This is a genomic window from Martinezella sp. CNPSo 3957, assembly GCF_057784395.1.
This window is the reverse complement of sequence record NZ_JBXSOU010000011.1, coordinates 196,748-211,102: the sequence shown is the minus strand read 5'-3', so window position 1 is coordinate 211,102 and position 14,355 is coordinate 196,748. Positions and strand designations below refer to the sequence as shown.

Genomic DNA, 14,355 nt, shown 5'->3' with positions numbered 1-14,355 from the left:
TCCGCTTCTTTTCCGATGAAGTGGTAAGCTTCCTGCGATCCGCAAACCCCGCTTGGGATATACGAAGGGTCGAGGCTCCGACCCTGATGCCGCGAAATCTTGTCTCGGCCGCCTACTCAAACGCCGACATATGGGTGCAGGAGCGAATGTCGAACACCGAAGCCGAACTTGTGCTCCGGCCCGAAACGACGCCGTCAACCTACGCCTACATGCAACATCTTCTCGGAAATCATTCCAGAACTCGGCTCCCCTTGTGCGTCTGGCAGGCCGGGAAATCCTACCGCCGGGAACAGGACCAGCCAAGCAAGCATGTGAGGCTCAAGGAATTCTGGCAGCTCGAATTCCAATGCGCCTTCACCGGCGATAGCGGCAACGATTATCACGCCGCAGCATTGGAACCCGTCCGCAGGATGATCGCCTCGGTCATCCATCTGCCGACACGGATCGTGCCGTCCGATCGCTTGCCGGCCTATTCCGAGGTCACCATGGATATCGAGGTCGATAATGGCGACAAATGGATGGAGGTCTGCTCGATTTCGAGACGAGCGGACTTTCCTCAGCGCTACCGCAGCCAGCCGAAGAAGGGGCTGGCGATAGACCATGACGTCGCGGTGCTCGAAATCGCGATAGGCCTCGACCGCTGCCTCTACAACTGGAACATCGCCGCAAGCCGATAACGACAAAGGCCGGGCTCATTGCGAACCCGGCCTTCAATCACTTTGCCCGAGGTGAAGGCGAACCTCAGCTCGGCAGAACCGTCGAACCCATCAAGGCCTCGTCGATCGCGCGCGCGGCCTGGCGGCCCTCGCGGATCGCCCAGACGACCAACGACTGGCCGCGGCGAATGTCGCCAGCCGTCCAGAGCTTGTCGACCGAGGTCTTGTAGTCCTTGTCGTTGGCAACGACGTTGGTCGAGCCGCGGCGGTCGGTATTCAACGCGAGCTTGCCGTCCATTTCCTTGAGCACGCTGTCGGTGAACGGGCCACGGAAGCCGATGGCGATGAAGGCGAGATCGGCGCGGATGACGAATTCCGTGCCGGCGATCGGCTTGCGGCGATCATCGACTTCGCAGCACTTCACGCCCGTCAGCACGCCGTCTTCGCCGATGAACTCGAGCGTTGCCACCTGGAATTCGCGAACCGCACCTTCGGCCTGCGAGGAAGAGGTGCGCATCTTCGTTGCCCAGAAGGGCCATACGGCGAGCTTGTCTTCCTTCTCCGGCGGCTGCGGACGAATGTCGAGCTGGGTCACCTTCACCGCACCCTGACGGAATGCCGTGCCGACGCAGTCGGATGCCGTATCACCACCACCGACGACGACGATATGCTTCCCGCCTGCCAGGATCGGATCGGCAGGCCAGCCGACGCTGTCGATGTTTTCGCGGCCGACGCGGCGGTTCTGCTGCACCAGATAGGGCATGGCGTCGTGGACGCCTGCGAGCGTTGTGCCAGGAATGCCAGCTTCGCGCGGGGTTTCCGAGCCGCCGCAATAGAGCACGGCATCATGGTCGGCCAGAAGCTGCTCGACCTTGACATCGACGCCGACATTGACACCGCAATGGAAGGTGACGCCTTCGCCCTTCATCTGCTCGACGCGGCGATCGATGAAGTTCTTCTCCATCTTGAAGTCCGGGATACCATAGCGCAGCAGGCCGCCCGGCTTGCTTTCGCGCTCGTAGACGTGGACGTCGTGACCTGCGCGGCCGAGCTGCTGGGCAGCAGCCATGCCGGCAGGGCCGGAGCCGATGATTGCGACCTTCTTGCCGGTGTGAACCGTTGCCGGCTGCGGCCGGATGAAGCCGAGCTCATAGGCCTTGTCGGCAATCGCCTGCTCGACGGTCTTGATCGCGACGGGCGCGTCTTCCAGGTTCAGCGTGCAGGCTTCCTCGCAGGGTGCAGGGCAGACGCGGCCGGTGAACTCCGGGAAGTTGTTGGTCGAATGCAGGTTGTGGATCGCCTGTTCCCAATTGTTGTTGTAAACGAGGTCGTTCCAATCGGGGATCTGGTTGTGCACCGGGCAGCCGGTCGGGCCGTGGCAATAGGGAATGCCACAGTCCATGCAGCGGGCTGCCTGTTTCTGCACTTCCTGGTCCGACATGGGGATCGTGAATTCACGGAAATGCCGGATGCGATCCGACGCCGGCTGATACTTCGCCACTTGCCGGTCGATTTCCAAGAAGCCTGTTACCTTGCCCATGCTTTCGTTTCCTCACTCAAAAAGAGGAGCTCACGGCTCCCGTGCCTGAGGGTCATCTCGGTTTCCCTGTCCGGCACTTTAATTCAAATCCGATTCCGCTGTTCGACAGTCGCGATCGCCATGACGGCGATCGCAATGCGAGGCGAAACCCTCGACTGGTTTCAGAACCGGGGCGGATTACTCCGCCGCCACGCTCATCCGGCTGCGCTCCATTTCCTCAAGGGCGCGGCGGTATTCGACCGGCATGACCTTGCGGAATTTCGGGCGGTAATCGGCCCAGTGATCGAGGATCTCCTTGGCTCGCGTCGAGCCCGTATAGTGGAAGTGGTTCGAAATCAGCTGGAAGAGACGCTCTTCGTCGTGGCGCGTCATGTCATCGGAGACGTCGACGCGTCCCTTGTGCATGATGTCGCCACCGTGATGATGCAGCTTCTCCAGCAGCTCGTCTTCCTCGGGAACCGGCTCCAGCTCGACCATCGCCATGTTGCAGCGACGGGCGAAATCGCCCTTCTCGTCGAGAACATATGCCACGCCGCCCGACATGCCGGCCGCGAAGTTGCGCCCGGTTTCGCCGAGCACGACGACGACGCCGCCGGTCATATATTCGCAGCCGTGGTCGCCCACGCCTTCGACGACGGCGATCGCGCCCGAGTTTCTGACCGCAAAGCGCTCGCCCGCGACACCGCGGAAGTAGCACTCGCCCTCGGTCGCACCGTAAAGCACGGTGTTGCCGACGATGATCGAGTTCTCAGCGATGATCTTCGAGTTCTCCGGCGGACGGATGATGATACGGCCGCCCGAAAGGCCCTTGCCGACATAGTCGTTGCCGTCGCCAATCAGATTGAAGGTGACGCCCCGTGCCAGGAAGGCCGCGAAGGATTGGCCCGCCGTTCCCTTCAGGGTGACGCTGATCGTGTCATCCTTCAGGCCACGATGACCATAGCGCTTGGCAACCGCGCCCGACAGCATGGCGCCGGCCGAACGGTCGACATTCCTGATGTCGACTTCGAAGGCGACAGGCGTCTTCGAAGAAAGCGCCGGCTCCGCCTTCTCGATCAGCTTGCGGTCGAGAATGTCGTCGATTGGATGCTTCTGCACTGTCGTCCAGTAGGTCTCTTCCTTCGGCGCATCGACCTTGTGGAAGATGCGGCTGAAGTCGAGGCCCCTCGCCTTCCAGTGAGCGAGCATGTCGTCCTTTTCCAGAAGCTCGGAAGCGCCGATGATCTCGTCCAGCTTGGCAACGCCAAGCGAGGCGAGAATCTCGCGTACTTCTTCGGCCACGAAGAAGAAGTAGTTGATGACATGCTCCGGCGCGCCCTTGAAGCGCTTGCGCAGAACCGGGTCCTGGGTGGCGACGCCAACCGGACAGGTGTTGAGGTGGCACTTGCGCATCATGATGCAGCCGGCCGCAATCAGCGGCGCGGTGGCGAAGCCGAATTCGTCGGCACCGAGCAGCGCGCCGATGATGACGTCGCGGCCGGTCTTCAGACCGCCATCGACCTGCAGGGCGATGCGCGAGCGCAGCCCGTTCAGCACCAGCGTCTGCTGGGTCTCGGCAAGGCCGATTTCCCAGGGCGAGCCGGCATGCTTCAGCGAGGTCAGCGGCGAAGCGCCGGTGCCGCCATCATAGCCCGAGACGGTGATGTGATCGGCGCGCGCCTTGGCAACGCCGGCGGCAACGGTGCCGACGCCGACTTCCGAAACGAGCTTGACCGAGACATCCGAGGTCGGGTTGACGTTCTTCAGGTCATAGATCAGCTGCGCCAGATCTTCGATCGAATAGATGTCATGATGCGGTGGCGGCGAGATCAGGCCGACGCCCGGCGTCGAGTGCCGGGTCTTGGCAACCGTAGCATCGACCTTGTGGCCGGGCAGCTGGCCGCCTTCGCCGGGCTTGGCGCCCTGCGCCACCTTGATCTGCAGCACGTCGGCATTGACCAGATATTCGGTCGTCACGCCAAAACGGCCGGAGGCGATCTGCTTGATGGCGGAACGTTCCGGGTTCGGCGAGCCGTCGAAGAGCGGCATGTAGCGGTCGGATTCTTCGCCGCCTTCGCCGGTGTTCGATTTGCCGCCGATACGGTTCATGGCGATCGCCAGCGTCGTATGCGCCTCGCGGCTGATGGAGCCGAAGGACATGGCGCCCGTCGAGAAGCGCTTGACGATGTCGGCAGCCGGCTCGACCTCATCGATCGAGATCGGCTTGCGGCCGAGCGCTTCCGCACCCTTGATCTTGAAGAGGCCACGGATGGTGTTCATCCGGAGCGCCGACTCGTTGACCATCTCGGAGAACTCGCGATAGCGGTCCTCGGCATTCCCGCGCACGGCATGCTGCAGGGCAGCCACAGCATCGGGCGTCCAGGCGTGGCTTTCGCCACGCATGCGGTAGGCATATTCGCCTCCGATGTCGAGCGTGCTTGCGAGCAGCGGATCGCGGCCGAAAGCAGCCTTGTGACGCGAGACGGTTTCCTCGGCGATCGTCTCGAGGCCGATGCCTTCGATCATGGTTGCTGTGCCGAAGAAGTACTTGTCGACCAGCTCCTGCTGCAAGCCCACGGCATCGAAGATCTGCGCGCCGCAATAGGACTGATAGGTCGAGATGCCCATCTTCGACATGACCTTGAGGATGCCCTTGCCGACCGCCTTGATGTAGCGGTAGACGACTTCGGTCGCATCCACTTCCTTCGGGAATTCGCCGCGCTGGTGCATGTCAAGCAGCGTGTCGAACGCCATATACGGGTTGATCGCCTCGGCGCCGTAACCGGCCAGCAGGCAGAAGTGATGCACTTCACGCGGCTCGCCGGTTTCGACGACGATACCGACCGACGTGCGCAGGCCCTTGCGGATCAGGTGATGGTGCACGGCTGCCGTCGCCAGCAGCGCCGGGATCGCGATGCGGTCCGGTCCGATCTGGCGGTCGGAAAGCACGATGATGTTGTAACCGCCGCGAACGGCCGCTTCCGCCCGCTCGCAGAGACGGTCGAGCATCTCGGGCATGCCTTCGGCGCCACGTTCGACATCATAGGTGAAGTCGAGCGTCTTGGTGTCGAAGCGATCCTCGGTGTGACCGATCGAGCGGATCTTTTCGAGATCGCCGTTGGTCAGGATCGGCTGGCGCACTTCCAGACGCTTGGCGTTGGCCATGCCGGTATGATCGAGCAGGTTCGGACGCGGGCCGATGAACGACACAAGGCTCATGACGAGTTCCTCGCGGATCGGATCGATCGGCGGGTTCGTCACCTGCGCGAAGTTCTGCTTGAAGTAGGTGTAGAGCAGCTTCGGCTTGTCGGACATGGCCGAGATCGGCGTATCCGTACCCATGGAGCCGACAGCTTCCTGACCGGTCGTCGCCATCGGCGACATCAGGAGCTTGGTGTCCTCGGTCGTATAGCCGAAGGCCTGCTGGCGATCGAGCAGCGACACGTCGCGACGCAGCGCCCGCGGCTCCACCGGCTTCAGGTCTTCCAGGATCAGCTGCGTGCGGTTCAGCCAGCTGCGATAGGGATGCTTGGTCGACAGTTCCGACTTCACCTCGTCGTCGGAGATGATACGGCCCTTTTCCATATCGATGAGCAGCATCTTGCCCGGCTGCAGGCGCCACTTCTGGATGATCTTCTCTTCCTCGACAGGCAGAACGCCGGCTTCGGACGCCATGATGATGCGGTCGTCGCTGGTGACGAGATAGCGGGCCGGACGCAGGCCGTTACGGTCGAGCGTCGCGCCGATCTGCTTGCCATCGGTGAAGGCGACGGCGGCAGGGCCATCCCATGGCTCCATCAGGGCGGCATGATACTCGTAAAATGCCTTGCGTTCCGGCGCCATCAGCTGGTTGCCGGCCCATGCCTCTGGGATGAGCATCATCATGGCATGCGCCAGGGAGTATCCACCACGCACGAGGAATTCGAGCGCGTTGTCGAAACAGGCCGTGTCCGACTGACCTTCATAGGAGATCGGCCAGAGCTTGGAGATATCGTCGCCAAACAGCGGCGAGGATACCGAAGCCTGGCGAGCGGCCATCCAGTTGACGTTGCCGCGCAGCGTGTTGATTTCGCCGTTATGCGCGACCATGCGGTAGGGATGCGCCAGCTTCCACGACGGGAAGGTGTTGGTCGAGAAACGCTGATGCACGAGGGCAACCGCCGTCTCGAAACGCGGGTCGGACAAGTCCTTATAATAGGCGCCCACCTGATAGGCGAGGAACATGCCCTTGTAGACGATGGTCGAGCTCGACAGCGAGACTGGGTAGAAGCTGCTCTCCTCGCCCTCGTATTCCGCATAGATGCGGTTGGAGATCACCTTGCGCAGGGTAAAGAGGCGGCGCTCGAATTCCTCGTTCGTGCCGGCGTCACGGCCGGCGCCGATGAAGACCTGCACATGGTGCGGCTCGGTGGCGGCAATATCAGGTGCCTTCGACAGCGAAGAGTTGTCGACGGGCACGTCGCGGAAGCCGAGCAACACCTGACCCTCTTCGGCCACGACCTGCTTGATCGCGGTCTTGAAGTGCTCGATCAGCGCTTCGTCGCGCGGCAGGAAGAAATGGCCGACGCCATATTCGCCCGCCTTCGGCAGGATCACGCCCTGTTTCGCCATTTCCTCACGGAAGAAGCGGTCGGGAATCTGTACGAGAATGCCCGCGCCGTCGCCCATCAGCGGATCGGCGCCGACAGCACCGCGATGCGTCAGGTTTTCGAGAATGAACAAGCCGTCGCGCACGATCTGGTGCGACTTCTGACCCTTCATATGCGCAACAAAGCCGACGCCACAGGCGTCATGCTCGTTGCGGGGATCATAAAGGCCCTGTTTCGGCGGGATGCCGACAGCGCGTTTCGACGTCTTGGCCGTCACGGCAGCATTCACTGCAGCGGTCTGGTCAAAACTCGTCAACGTCGTCCTGTTCGTCATGGTCTTCCCTCCGATAAGGCCCGCGTCGCGGGCGCTTCTTCGTCCCGCGCGGTCCGTTTCCGAGGCCGACGCGCGACTGCGCTGTTGCATTGTGAAGATCCGGCTGCGAACCGCGGCTCCTTATATGGAGCCCGTCGTCAGCGTTTCGCGTCCTGCTATTCCACCGCCGCATTGCCCCCTGCCCGAAGGGCTGAAAGGGACACGCTCCTGGTAACTATAGCTCGAAATCCCGACATCGTCAGGACCCTTAGCGCATCTTCGGCCTTGGCGGCCAAAATAGGACAGCAACCCTGTCCTAATTCATCAGCTCTATGCCAGAAAGCTTCTGCCTTCGCAAGAGCAAAACGGCAAAATTTCGTCAACCGAAGACGTAAGATTGCCTTTGTTGCATAAATCAAGCAATAAAGTTTCGCTGCAGCGCATCATTTTATTTGTTGATTGCGTAGATCAATTTCTGTGATGCATTCTTCAAACTCATGCTCTTGATAGGTTTTTGCATTGGCGTAATGTCCGCCCGATCCTATCTAACTCACCTTCAATTCACTCCTTATAATTGGTGCACTTCGATGTTTTTTGCCTCCGATAATTGGGCCGGTGCCCACTCCAAGATCGCTGAACGTCTTCTCGCAGAGGCGGGAGGTTTTGCAACAGCATATGGCTTGAGCGAACTGGATCAGAAGGTCGAGGCAAAGTTTTCAGAGATATTCGAGCGCGAAGTCTCCGTATTCTTCGTCGCCACGGGCTCTGCCGCCAACTCGCTGTCGCTCGCCAGCGTCCAGAAGCCGGGTGGCATCACCTTTTGCCACAGCGAGGCGCATGTAGCCGAGGACGAATGCGGTTCACCGGACTTCTTCAGCAGCGCGCGGCTGGCAACCGTCAAGGGTGACGCGGGCAAGATCGACCCCGAGGCCCTTGCTGCAAAAATTGCACGCTTCCCGCAGGATGCCGTGCATCACGGCCGCGCCGCCGCCGTGACGATCACGCAAGCGACGGAAATCGGCACGGTCTATTCGCTTGCCGAGATCGACGCCATCGCCGCCATCGCCAAGGCGAACGGCCTGCCGCTGCATATGGATGGCGCGCGTTTCGCCAACGCCCTCGTCGCGCTCGGCACGACACCAGCCGAGATGACTTGGAGGCGCGGCGTCGATATCCTCTCCTTCGGCGGCACCAAAAACGGCTGCTGGTGCGCCGAGGCGATCGTCATCTTCGATCCGGAGAAGGCAAAGGAGATGCATTTCATCCGCAAACGCGCCGCCCAGCTTTTCTCCAAGTCGCGCTTCATCGCCGCCCAGTTCGACGGCTATTTCCAGGACGGCCTCTGGCTTGATCTCGCCCGCCATTCCAATGGGATGGCCGATCGGCTGCGCGCCGGCCTCGAAAAGACCCGCGGCGCCCGTCTCGCATGGCCGACTGCCTCGAATGAGGTTTTTGCGATCATCCCAAAATCCGCCGCCAAGGCGGCCGAAGACAAGGGAGCGAAGTTCTACGAATGGCCGATCCCGGAATCGCAGCCGGATCTCGTCGGCAGGGATGAAACGCTGATCCGCCTCGTGACCAGCTTCGCCACCACCGAGGCGGATGTGGGGAATTTCCTCGCTTGCCTGGGTTGACCGCATGAAAAGAGCGCCGGAGCCGACTTTACGGCCGGACGGCGCTCACAATGCCAGAAGGGGTCAGTTTTGATTCCGATGGGCGATCATTGCGAAGTTCGATAGATCGCCGCGATCGGATGCCGGTGCGTTGTGTATAATCATCGTCATTGCCACGACGCAGGCAACAAGCCCGGAAATGAAGATGGCACCATATATCATCGGGCGACTATTCCTCCGCAATTCCCCCACCGCCACCTGAGATAGCAGAAGAAGCTGACTTCCGCCTGAAAACGGGCGCAGCAATAAATCAGCCGGCGAAATAAATCCGGATCTCATCCGCATGATTGGAAAGGCTTTTAACGAGAGGCGAGAGGCGATTTCGTCATTAGTTTGATCGTAGGCCCCGGACCTTGGAGAGGATATCGTCAGAGAGCGCGTTAACCAGAAGTTGGTCCGCACCCTTGCGCGGCACGAGGACGAATTCGACATCTTCGAGCGTCGGCAGCCAGCCCGGCGCGATCTCCAGCAATCCGGCGGGGGCCATGCTTTTCGGCTGGACGAGAACGCCCATGCCTGCGCGCGCCGCCGCGGTCAGGCCGCTTAGGCTGCCGCAGGTGCAGACGATGCGCCAGGGCATCTGCTGCCGGCGCAGCGCCTCGAGCGCCACCGCTCGCGTGACGCTTGGAGTGGGAAAGGCGATCAGTGGCAATGGTCCCGCAAGTTTGCGGATGCGATCCGGGTCGCGCGCTAGCCAGACCAGCGGCTCGCGGTAGACGAGCTTGCCTCTCGCATCGCCGAGCCGCCGCTTGGCAAGCACTAGATCGAGATCGCCATTATCCTGCATCTCATAAAGCACGCCGCTGAGCGCAACCGTCAGCTCGAGATCGACTGAGGGATGCGAACGCACGAATTCCTCAAGCACGTCCGGTAGCTGGCTGGTGACGAAATCCTCGGAAACCCCGAGCCGGAGATTGCCGCGCAGGCTGTTGCCGGCAAAAAGCCGCTGCACCTCCGCTTCGATCGACAGCATCTGGCGCGCATGGCCGAGTAGCGCCTCGCCATCACCGGTCAGAACGACACGATGCGTATCGCGCGCCAAGAGCTTTCGCCCGAGCTCTGCTTCCAGCCGTTGTATATGCTGGCTGACGGTCGATTGCCCAAGCCCCAGCCGCTCCGCGGCAAGGGTGAAACTACCCATCTGCTCGACGGCGACGAAGCTGCGCAACTGTATGAGATCAAGCATGGCTTATCCTGCATCGCGATAACTGTTATTCCTTGCATCGTGGATCACAATAGGTCTATCTGCAAGGAGTATCATCAAGACTTGCAAATGCGATTGGGGTAGGCACGATGCGCCGCTTTCTTCCAGACACCTTCACCATGCTGCTGGTGCTCACCGTCCTGACGGCATCCTTCTTTCCGGTGCAGGGGGCTAGCGCTCACTATTTCAGCATTGCCACCAACGTCGCCATCGGTCTTTTGTTCTTCCTGCACGGCGCGCGCCTGTCGCGCGATGTCGTCATTGCCGGTATGCTGCACTGGCGACTGCATCTCGTCATCCTGCTGACGACTTTCGGCATCTTTCCGCTGCTGGTGCTGACCATGGGTCAAATCGTTCCGAACAGCATCCTGCCCGTCTCGCTTTATACCGGCATGCTGTTTTTGAGCGTTCTGCCGTCAACCGTGCAGTCCTCGATCGCCTTCACCTCCATCGCCGGCGGCAATGTGCCGGCCGCGATCTGCTCGGCGTCGGCCTCCAACATCTTCGGCATGTTCCTGACGCCGCTGCTCGTCGGCATCCTGTTTTCGGTCGGCGGCCAAGGTGGTGGCTTTTCCTGGGATGTTTTGTGGCAGATCATGCTGCAGCTGCTCGCCCCATTCATCGCCGGTCAGCTGCTGCAGCCATGGATCGGCGACTGGATCCGTTCGAAGAAGAAGATCCTGATGCCGGTCGATCGCGGCTCGATCCTCATGGTGGTTTATTCAGCTTTCAGCGAGGCCGTGGTGGAAGGGCTGTGGCATACCTTCTCCGTCCTCGATATCGTCACAGTCATCATCGCGAATATGGTGCTTCTGGCGATGGTAATCTGCATCACCATGTTCGGCAGCCGCGCCCTCGGTTTTGAAAAGGCCGACGAGATCACCATCACCTTCTGCGGTTCGAAGAAGTCGCTGGCAAGCGGTGTGCCGATGGCCAATGTCATCTTCGCCGGCCAGAGTATCGGCGCCATCGTGCTGCCACTCATGCTGTTCCATCAGATCCAGCTGATGACCTGCGCCGTGCTCGCTCAGAAATATGCCGATGCCGCCAAGCGGCGCGAGGCTGCGAAGGCTCAGGCGGGAACGAAAACGGGCGAAGCGACAAACGCAGCCTGAGTTCTCCGATAACACACAAAACGAAAGCGGCGCCCCGATGGAGCGCCGCTTCTTTGATCTTGGGAGGATCAGGAGCTGGGCGGTCAGAGACCGCCAGCCCAGCATGACGGTCCAAGACCGTCAGCCATACTTAGTTGATATGAGCCTCGATGGCCTTCGGAGTTTCCACGGGCTCGGCCGCGATGGAGATACGGCGGGGCTTCATGGCTTCGGGAATGTTGCGCAACAGATCGATGTGCAGCAAACCGTTCTTCAGTGAAGCAGCCTGAACCTCGACATGGTCGGCAAGCTGGAAACGACGCTCAAAGGCACGCTTGGCGATACCGCGATAGAGATATTCGCTGGTTTCAGCCGGCTCTTCGCTCTTTTCGCCCTTGACCTGAAGGACATGGGCGTGGGCCTCGATGCTCAGTTCCTTTTCATCAAAACCGGCAACGGCCATGGTGATGCGATAGGTGTTTTCACCCGTGCGCTCGATATTGTAAGGCGGATAGGTCTGGGCCTGATCCGGCTGGCCAAGGCTGTCGAGCATGGTGAACAGACGGTCGAAACCGACGGTGGAACGGTAAAGGGGAGAGAAGTCTACGTGACGCATGGAAGTCCTCCTGTGAGCGACAATTGCGATTTCAATTCTTGTCCCATGACCCCACTCGGGGCGGCCTCGGGACGGTTCTGCGAGCCCGTTTGGCACCCGCAAAAAAGAGATGGGGATCACTTTTCCGGAGTTCAAGCCCCCAGTGCCGCAACCCTCATTTTGCAGAAAATCACCGCGTGAACCGCAGATGAACGGATAGTTCGGAACCCGTTCAGGCTGGCTGACCTATCGTTTGACCATCGGAACAACCATCGTCCGATGACTGAAGTGTATCGTCCCTTCTTCTTCAGTCCTTGCTCGGCCGGCGAAGCGGATCTCTCTATCTCCGCAAGCCGGCCTTTTTTCTTTGCGGACACTACCGCAGCAACTTCAGCGACCCAGTAAGCGATTTCACCCATTTCGAAGGCCCCGCCAGCCCGAGGCCATCGATCGCCTCGCCGGCGAGATCGCGATCCGGAAACGTCGCCTCATATTCCCTGTAATCGTGCAACGAGCGGGCAAAGGCGGGAAACGGAACGATCGCGCGGTCGTTTTCCACCGGCAAGGTCTTCAGCAACAAAGATCGTATGGTTTCCGCATCCGCCTGCAGTATCGGGACGGGCATGTTCGAACTGATGTCGATGGTACGCTCCTCCCTGTCGGTCAATTGCCTTGCCGCGAGCGAGGGAAACTTTGCGCCCAACCCGATCGAGATGGCGCCGGCGGTGTTGGCGATCAGCCCAAGCGGCAATGCCGGATTGATGACGATGGCAAGACGGATATCGGGAAGCATGGAGACCTGCTGCTGTTGACATGTGAGGTCGCAGGATATCTCTCTCACCAGGGATAATCTTGCCTTTCATTGCCGTATGTTCGAATAATGTGGTAGGATCTACCTCATATTTGCAGATAAGAGGTTGGATATGCCCCACACCCTTGAGCCCATCGATTTGAAGATTCTCGGCGCCCTTCAGAAGGATGGGCGCCTGACGAACCAGGCGCTTTCATCCGAAGTCGGGCTCTCGACATCTCCGTGCTGGCGGCGCGTGCGTCAGCTGGAAGAAACCGGCGTCATCCAGGGCTATACGGCAACTTTGGACAGGCGCCAGATCGGCCTCGGCGTGCTTGCCTTCATCAGGGTCAAGATCGACAGCCACAGCGAGGCGGAAGCAGAGGAGTTTTCCCGCGACGTCCTGAAACTCCGCGAGGTCGTGGCCTGCTACAGCATCGCCGGGGACGCGGATTTCCTGCTGCAGGTGGTGGCGGCCGATCTCGACAGCTATGCCGATTTCGCCATGGCGGTCGTACGCCGCCTGCCGCGCATCAAAGAGATGGAGACCACCTTCGTGCTGAAGGAAATCAAGCCTTTCAAGGGCTTTCCGCTTGGGGTTGGCCAGCGGTAGCAGCGCAAGGCGCGGATGCCAGGTGCGCTATGGAGGAGATAGCGCGCCCATGTGCCTCTTTACGTTTGGATCGAAGCCATCCTATTCTCGGGCAAGTGGCTGCCCACCCTAGGGTATTGCCCGGGGTATAAAATGTCGGCGCTCTCTTTCTCGAAAATTTCCTCATCGCTGAATACGCTTCTAGCGGCCATCGGTCTGCTGACGGTGGCGGCGCTTACGACGCCGGATATCGTCGGGCAGACCAGGCTCATCCTGGAACTTCTCCTTGCGGGCGTCTGGGCCATCTATGTCCTGCAATTGATCGAGACGCTGGTCATGCACCGCGCAAGGGACGTTCGCGGCAGGATACCGGAAATCGCCGTCGACATACTGGCCGTTCTGGTCCCTTTGGCCGCCTTCCTTCTCATCCGCGGGCGCGACCAAAGCCTCTATTGTGCCATCTGGCTTTTGAAGCCGTTGCGCGGTTCGACCTTCTTCCGGCTGCTGGGCAGGGTCCTGACCAAGGAGGCACGCAACCTGATCGGCGTCACCTCGATCTTCGGCATCGTTCTGTTCGCCGCAGCGCTTGCCGCTTACATCATCGAACGCGATGTCCAGCCCGACAAGTTCGGCAGCATCCCCCTCGCAATGTGGTGGGCCGTGACGACGCTGTCGACCACGGGCTATGGTGACGAGATCCCGCAAAGTCTCGCCGGCCGCACCCTTGCCGGGCTGGTCATGATGTGTGGTATCGGCATCTTTGCCTTGTGGGCCGGCATTCTTGCTACCGGCTTCTACGAAGAGGTTCGCCGCCAGGACTTCGTGCGCAACTGGCAGCTGGTTGCGGGAGTGCCGTTGTTCCAGAAGCTCGGTTCGGGAGCGCTCATCGAGATCGTACGGGCGCTGAGACCTCGCGTCGTGCCGGCGGGCGGTATCATCTGCCGCAAGGGCGAGGCCGGCGATCAGATGTATTTCATCGTCGAGGGCCGCGTCAGCGTCGCCACACCGAACCCGGTGGAGCTCGGCTCCGGCAGCTTCTTCGGCGAGATGGCGCTGATCACCGGCGAACCCCGCTCGGCAACCGTGAGCGCTGCGACCGAGGTCTCGCTGCTATCGCTCTACTCATCGGATTTCCAGATGCTCTCGAGCAGCAGCCCCGAGATTGCCGAGATCATTCGCCAGACCGCACTGGAGCGGCGCGGTGCGGTGCCGAAGGCTTGAAGCGACCGGACATCATACAGCAGGCGCCTCTGAGGGCACAATAAATTGCGGATACCGGCGACTATCCCGTGGTGCATTGACGTCGATACAAGGGATGTGGCAGCCTGAC

The 14,355-nt window shown here is 60.7% G+C and carries 10 protein-coding genes; 5 read left to right on the top strand and 5 right to left on the bottom strand.

What is annotated here, in order from left to right; all coding sequences use genetic code 11:
• A partial coding sequence (locus AC13QE_RS23845; protein ID WP_488485524.1) for an aminoacyl--tRNA ligase-related protein occupies positions 1 to 677 on the top strand: 677 nt, incomplete at its 5' end.
• A gap of 64 nt (positions 678 to 741) precedes the next feature.
• On the opposite strand, the gene AC13QE_RS23840 is transcribed toward AC13QE_RS23845, so the two are convergent.
• Together AC13QE_RS23840 and gltB are read right to left on the bottom strand one after the other, a co-directional pair.
• On the bottom strand, positions 742 to 2,196 hold the full coding sequence (locus AC13QE_RS23840) for a glutamate synthase subunit beta (RefSeq protein WP_488485523.1): 1,455 nt from the start codon (positions 2,194 to 2,196) through the stop codon (positions 742 to 744).
• Positions 2,197 to 2,373: 177 nt separating this feature from the next.
• On the bottom strand, positions 2,374 to 7,098 hold the full coding sequence (gene gltB, locus AC13QE_RS23835; RefSeq protein WP_488485522.1) for a glutamate synthase large subunit: 4,725 nt from the start codon (positions 7,096 to 7,098) through the stop codon (positions 2,374 to 2,376).
• A gap of 566 nt (positions 7,099 to 7,664) precedes the next feature.
• Between gltB and AC13QE_RS23830 the strand changes: the two genes are divergently transcribed.
• Positions 7,665 to 8,711 (top strand): threonine aldolase family protein, encoded by a 1,047-nt coding sequence (locus AC13QE_RS23830; protein WP_132717532.1) that lies wholly within the window; start codon positions 7,665 to 7,667, stop codon positions 8,709 to 8,711.
• Between the two features lie 367 nt (positions 8,712 to 9,078).
• On the opposite strand, the gene AC13QE_RS23825 is transcribed toward AC13QE_RS23830, so the two are convergent.
• Complete coding sequence (locus AC13QE_RS23825) at positions 9,079 to 9,936, bottom strand: LysR substrate-binding domain-containing protein (RefSeq protein WP_488485521.1); 858 nt, start codon at positions 9,934 to 9,936, stop codon at positions 9,079 to 9,081.
• Between the two features lie 107 nt (positions 9,937 to 10,043).
• Here AC13QE_RS23825 and AC13QE_RS23820 point away from each other — a divergent pair, with 107 nt between their 5' ends.
• On the top strand, positions 10,044 to 11,069 hold the full coding sequence (locus tag AC13QE_RS23820) for a bile acid:sodium symporter family protein (protein ID WP_488485520.1): 1,026 nt from the start codon (positions 10,044 to 10,046) through the stop codon (positions 11,067 to 11,069).
• Positions 11,070 to 11,199: 130 nt separating this feature from the next.
• Here AC13QE_RS23820 and AC13QE_RS23815 read toward each other — a convergent pair whose 3' ends face one another.
• Complete coding sequence (locus tag AC13QE_RS23815) at positions 11,200 to 11,664, bottom strand: Hsp20 family protein (RefSeq protein WP_015341097.1); 465 nt, start codon at positions 11,662 to 11,664, stop codon at positions 11,200 to 11,202.
• A gap of 355 nt (positions 11,665 to 12,019) precedes the next feature.
• Positions 12,020 to 12,436, bottom strand: coding sequence for a DUF2000 domain-containing protein (locus tag AC13QE_RS23810; protein ID WP_488485519.1), 417 nt, complete (start codon positions 12,434 to 12,436; stop codon positions 12,020 to 12,022).
• A gap of 130 nt (positions 12,437 to 12,566) precedes the next feature.
• Between AC13QE_RS23810 and AC13QE_RS23805 the strand changes: the two genes are divergently transcribed.
• Together AC13QE_RS23805 and AC13QE_RS23800 are read left to right on the top strand one after the other, a co-directional pair.
• Positions 12,567 to 13,046 carry an Lrp/AsnC family transcriptional regulator gene (locus tag AC13QE_RS23805; RefSeq protein WP_488485518.1) on the top strand — a complete coding sequence of 160 codons (480 nt, stop codon included), beginning with the start codon at positions 12,567 to 12,569 and terminating at the stop codon, positions 13,044 to 13,046.
• Between the two features lie 132 nt (positions 13,047 to 13,178).
• The gene (locus tag AC13QE_RS23800) at positions 13,179 to 14,246 is read left to right on the top strand and encodes a cyclic nucleotide-gated ion channel (RefSeq protein ID WP_488485517.1); all 1,068 of its coding nucleotides are present in this window, start codon (positions 13,179 to 13,181) and stop codon (positions 14,244 to 14,246) included.
• Positions 14,247 to 14,355 lie beyond the last annotated feature (109 nt).

Coding starts and splice junctions, on each gene's coding strand:
- AC13QE_RS23840 (WP_488485523.1), bottom strand. CDS start 2,196: ATGGGCAAGGTAACAGGCTTCTTGGAAATCGACCGGCAAGTGGCGAAG.
- gltB (WP_488485522.1), bottom strand. CDS start 7,098: ATGACGAACAGGACGACGTTGACGAGTTTTGACCAGACCGCTGCAGTG.
- AC13QE_RS23830 (WP_132717532.1), top strand. CDS start 7,665: ATGTTTTTTGCCTCCGATAATTGGGCCGGTGCCCACTCCAAGATCGCT.
- AC13QE_RS23825 (WP_488485521.1), bottom strand. CDS start 9,936: ATGCTTGATCTCATACAGTTGCGCAGCTTCGTCGCCGTCGAGCAGATG.
- AC13QE_RS23820 (WP_488485520.1), top strand. CDS start 10,044: ATGCGCCGCTTTCTTCCAGACACCTTCACCATGCTGCTGGTGCTCACC.
- AC13QE_RS23815 (WP_015341097.1), bottom strand. CDS start 11,664: ATGCGTCACGTAGACTTCTCTCCCCTTTACCGTTCCACCGTCGGTTTC.
- AC13QE_RS23810 (WP_488485519.1), bottom strand. CDS start 12,436: ATGCTTCCCGATATCCGTCTTGCCATCGTCATCAATCCGGCATTGCCG.
- AC13QE_RS23805 (WP_488485518.1), top strand. CDS start 12,567: ATGCCCCACACCCTTGAGCCCATCGATTTGAAGATTCTCGGCGCCCTT.
- AC13QE_RS23800 (WP_488485517.1), top strand. CDS start 13,179: ATGTCGGCGCTCTCTTTCTCGAAAATTTCCTCATCGCTGAATACGCTT.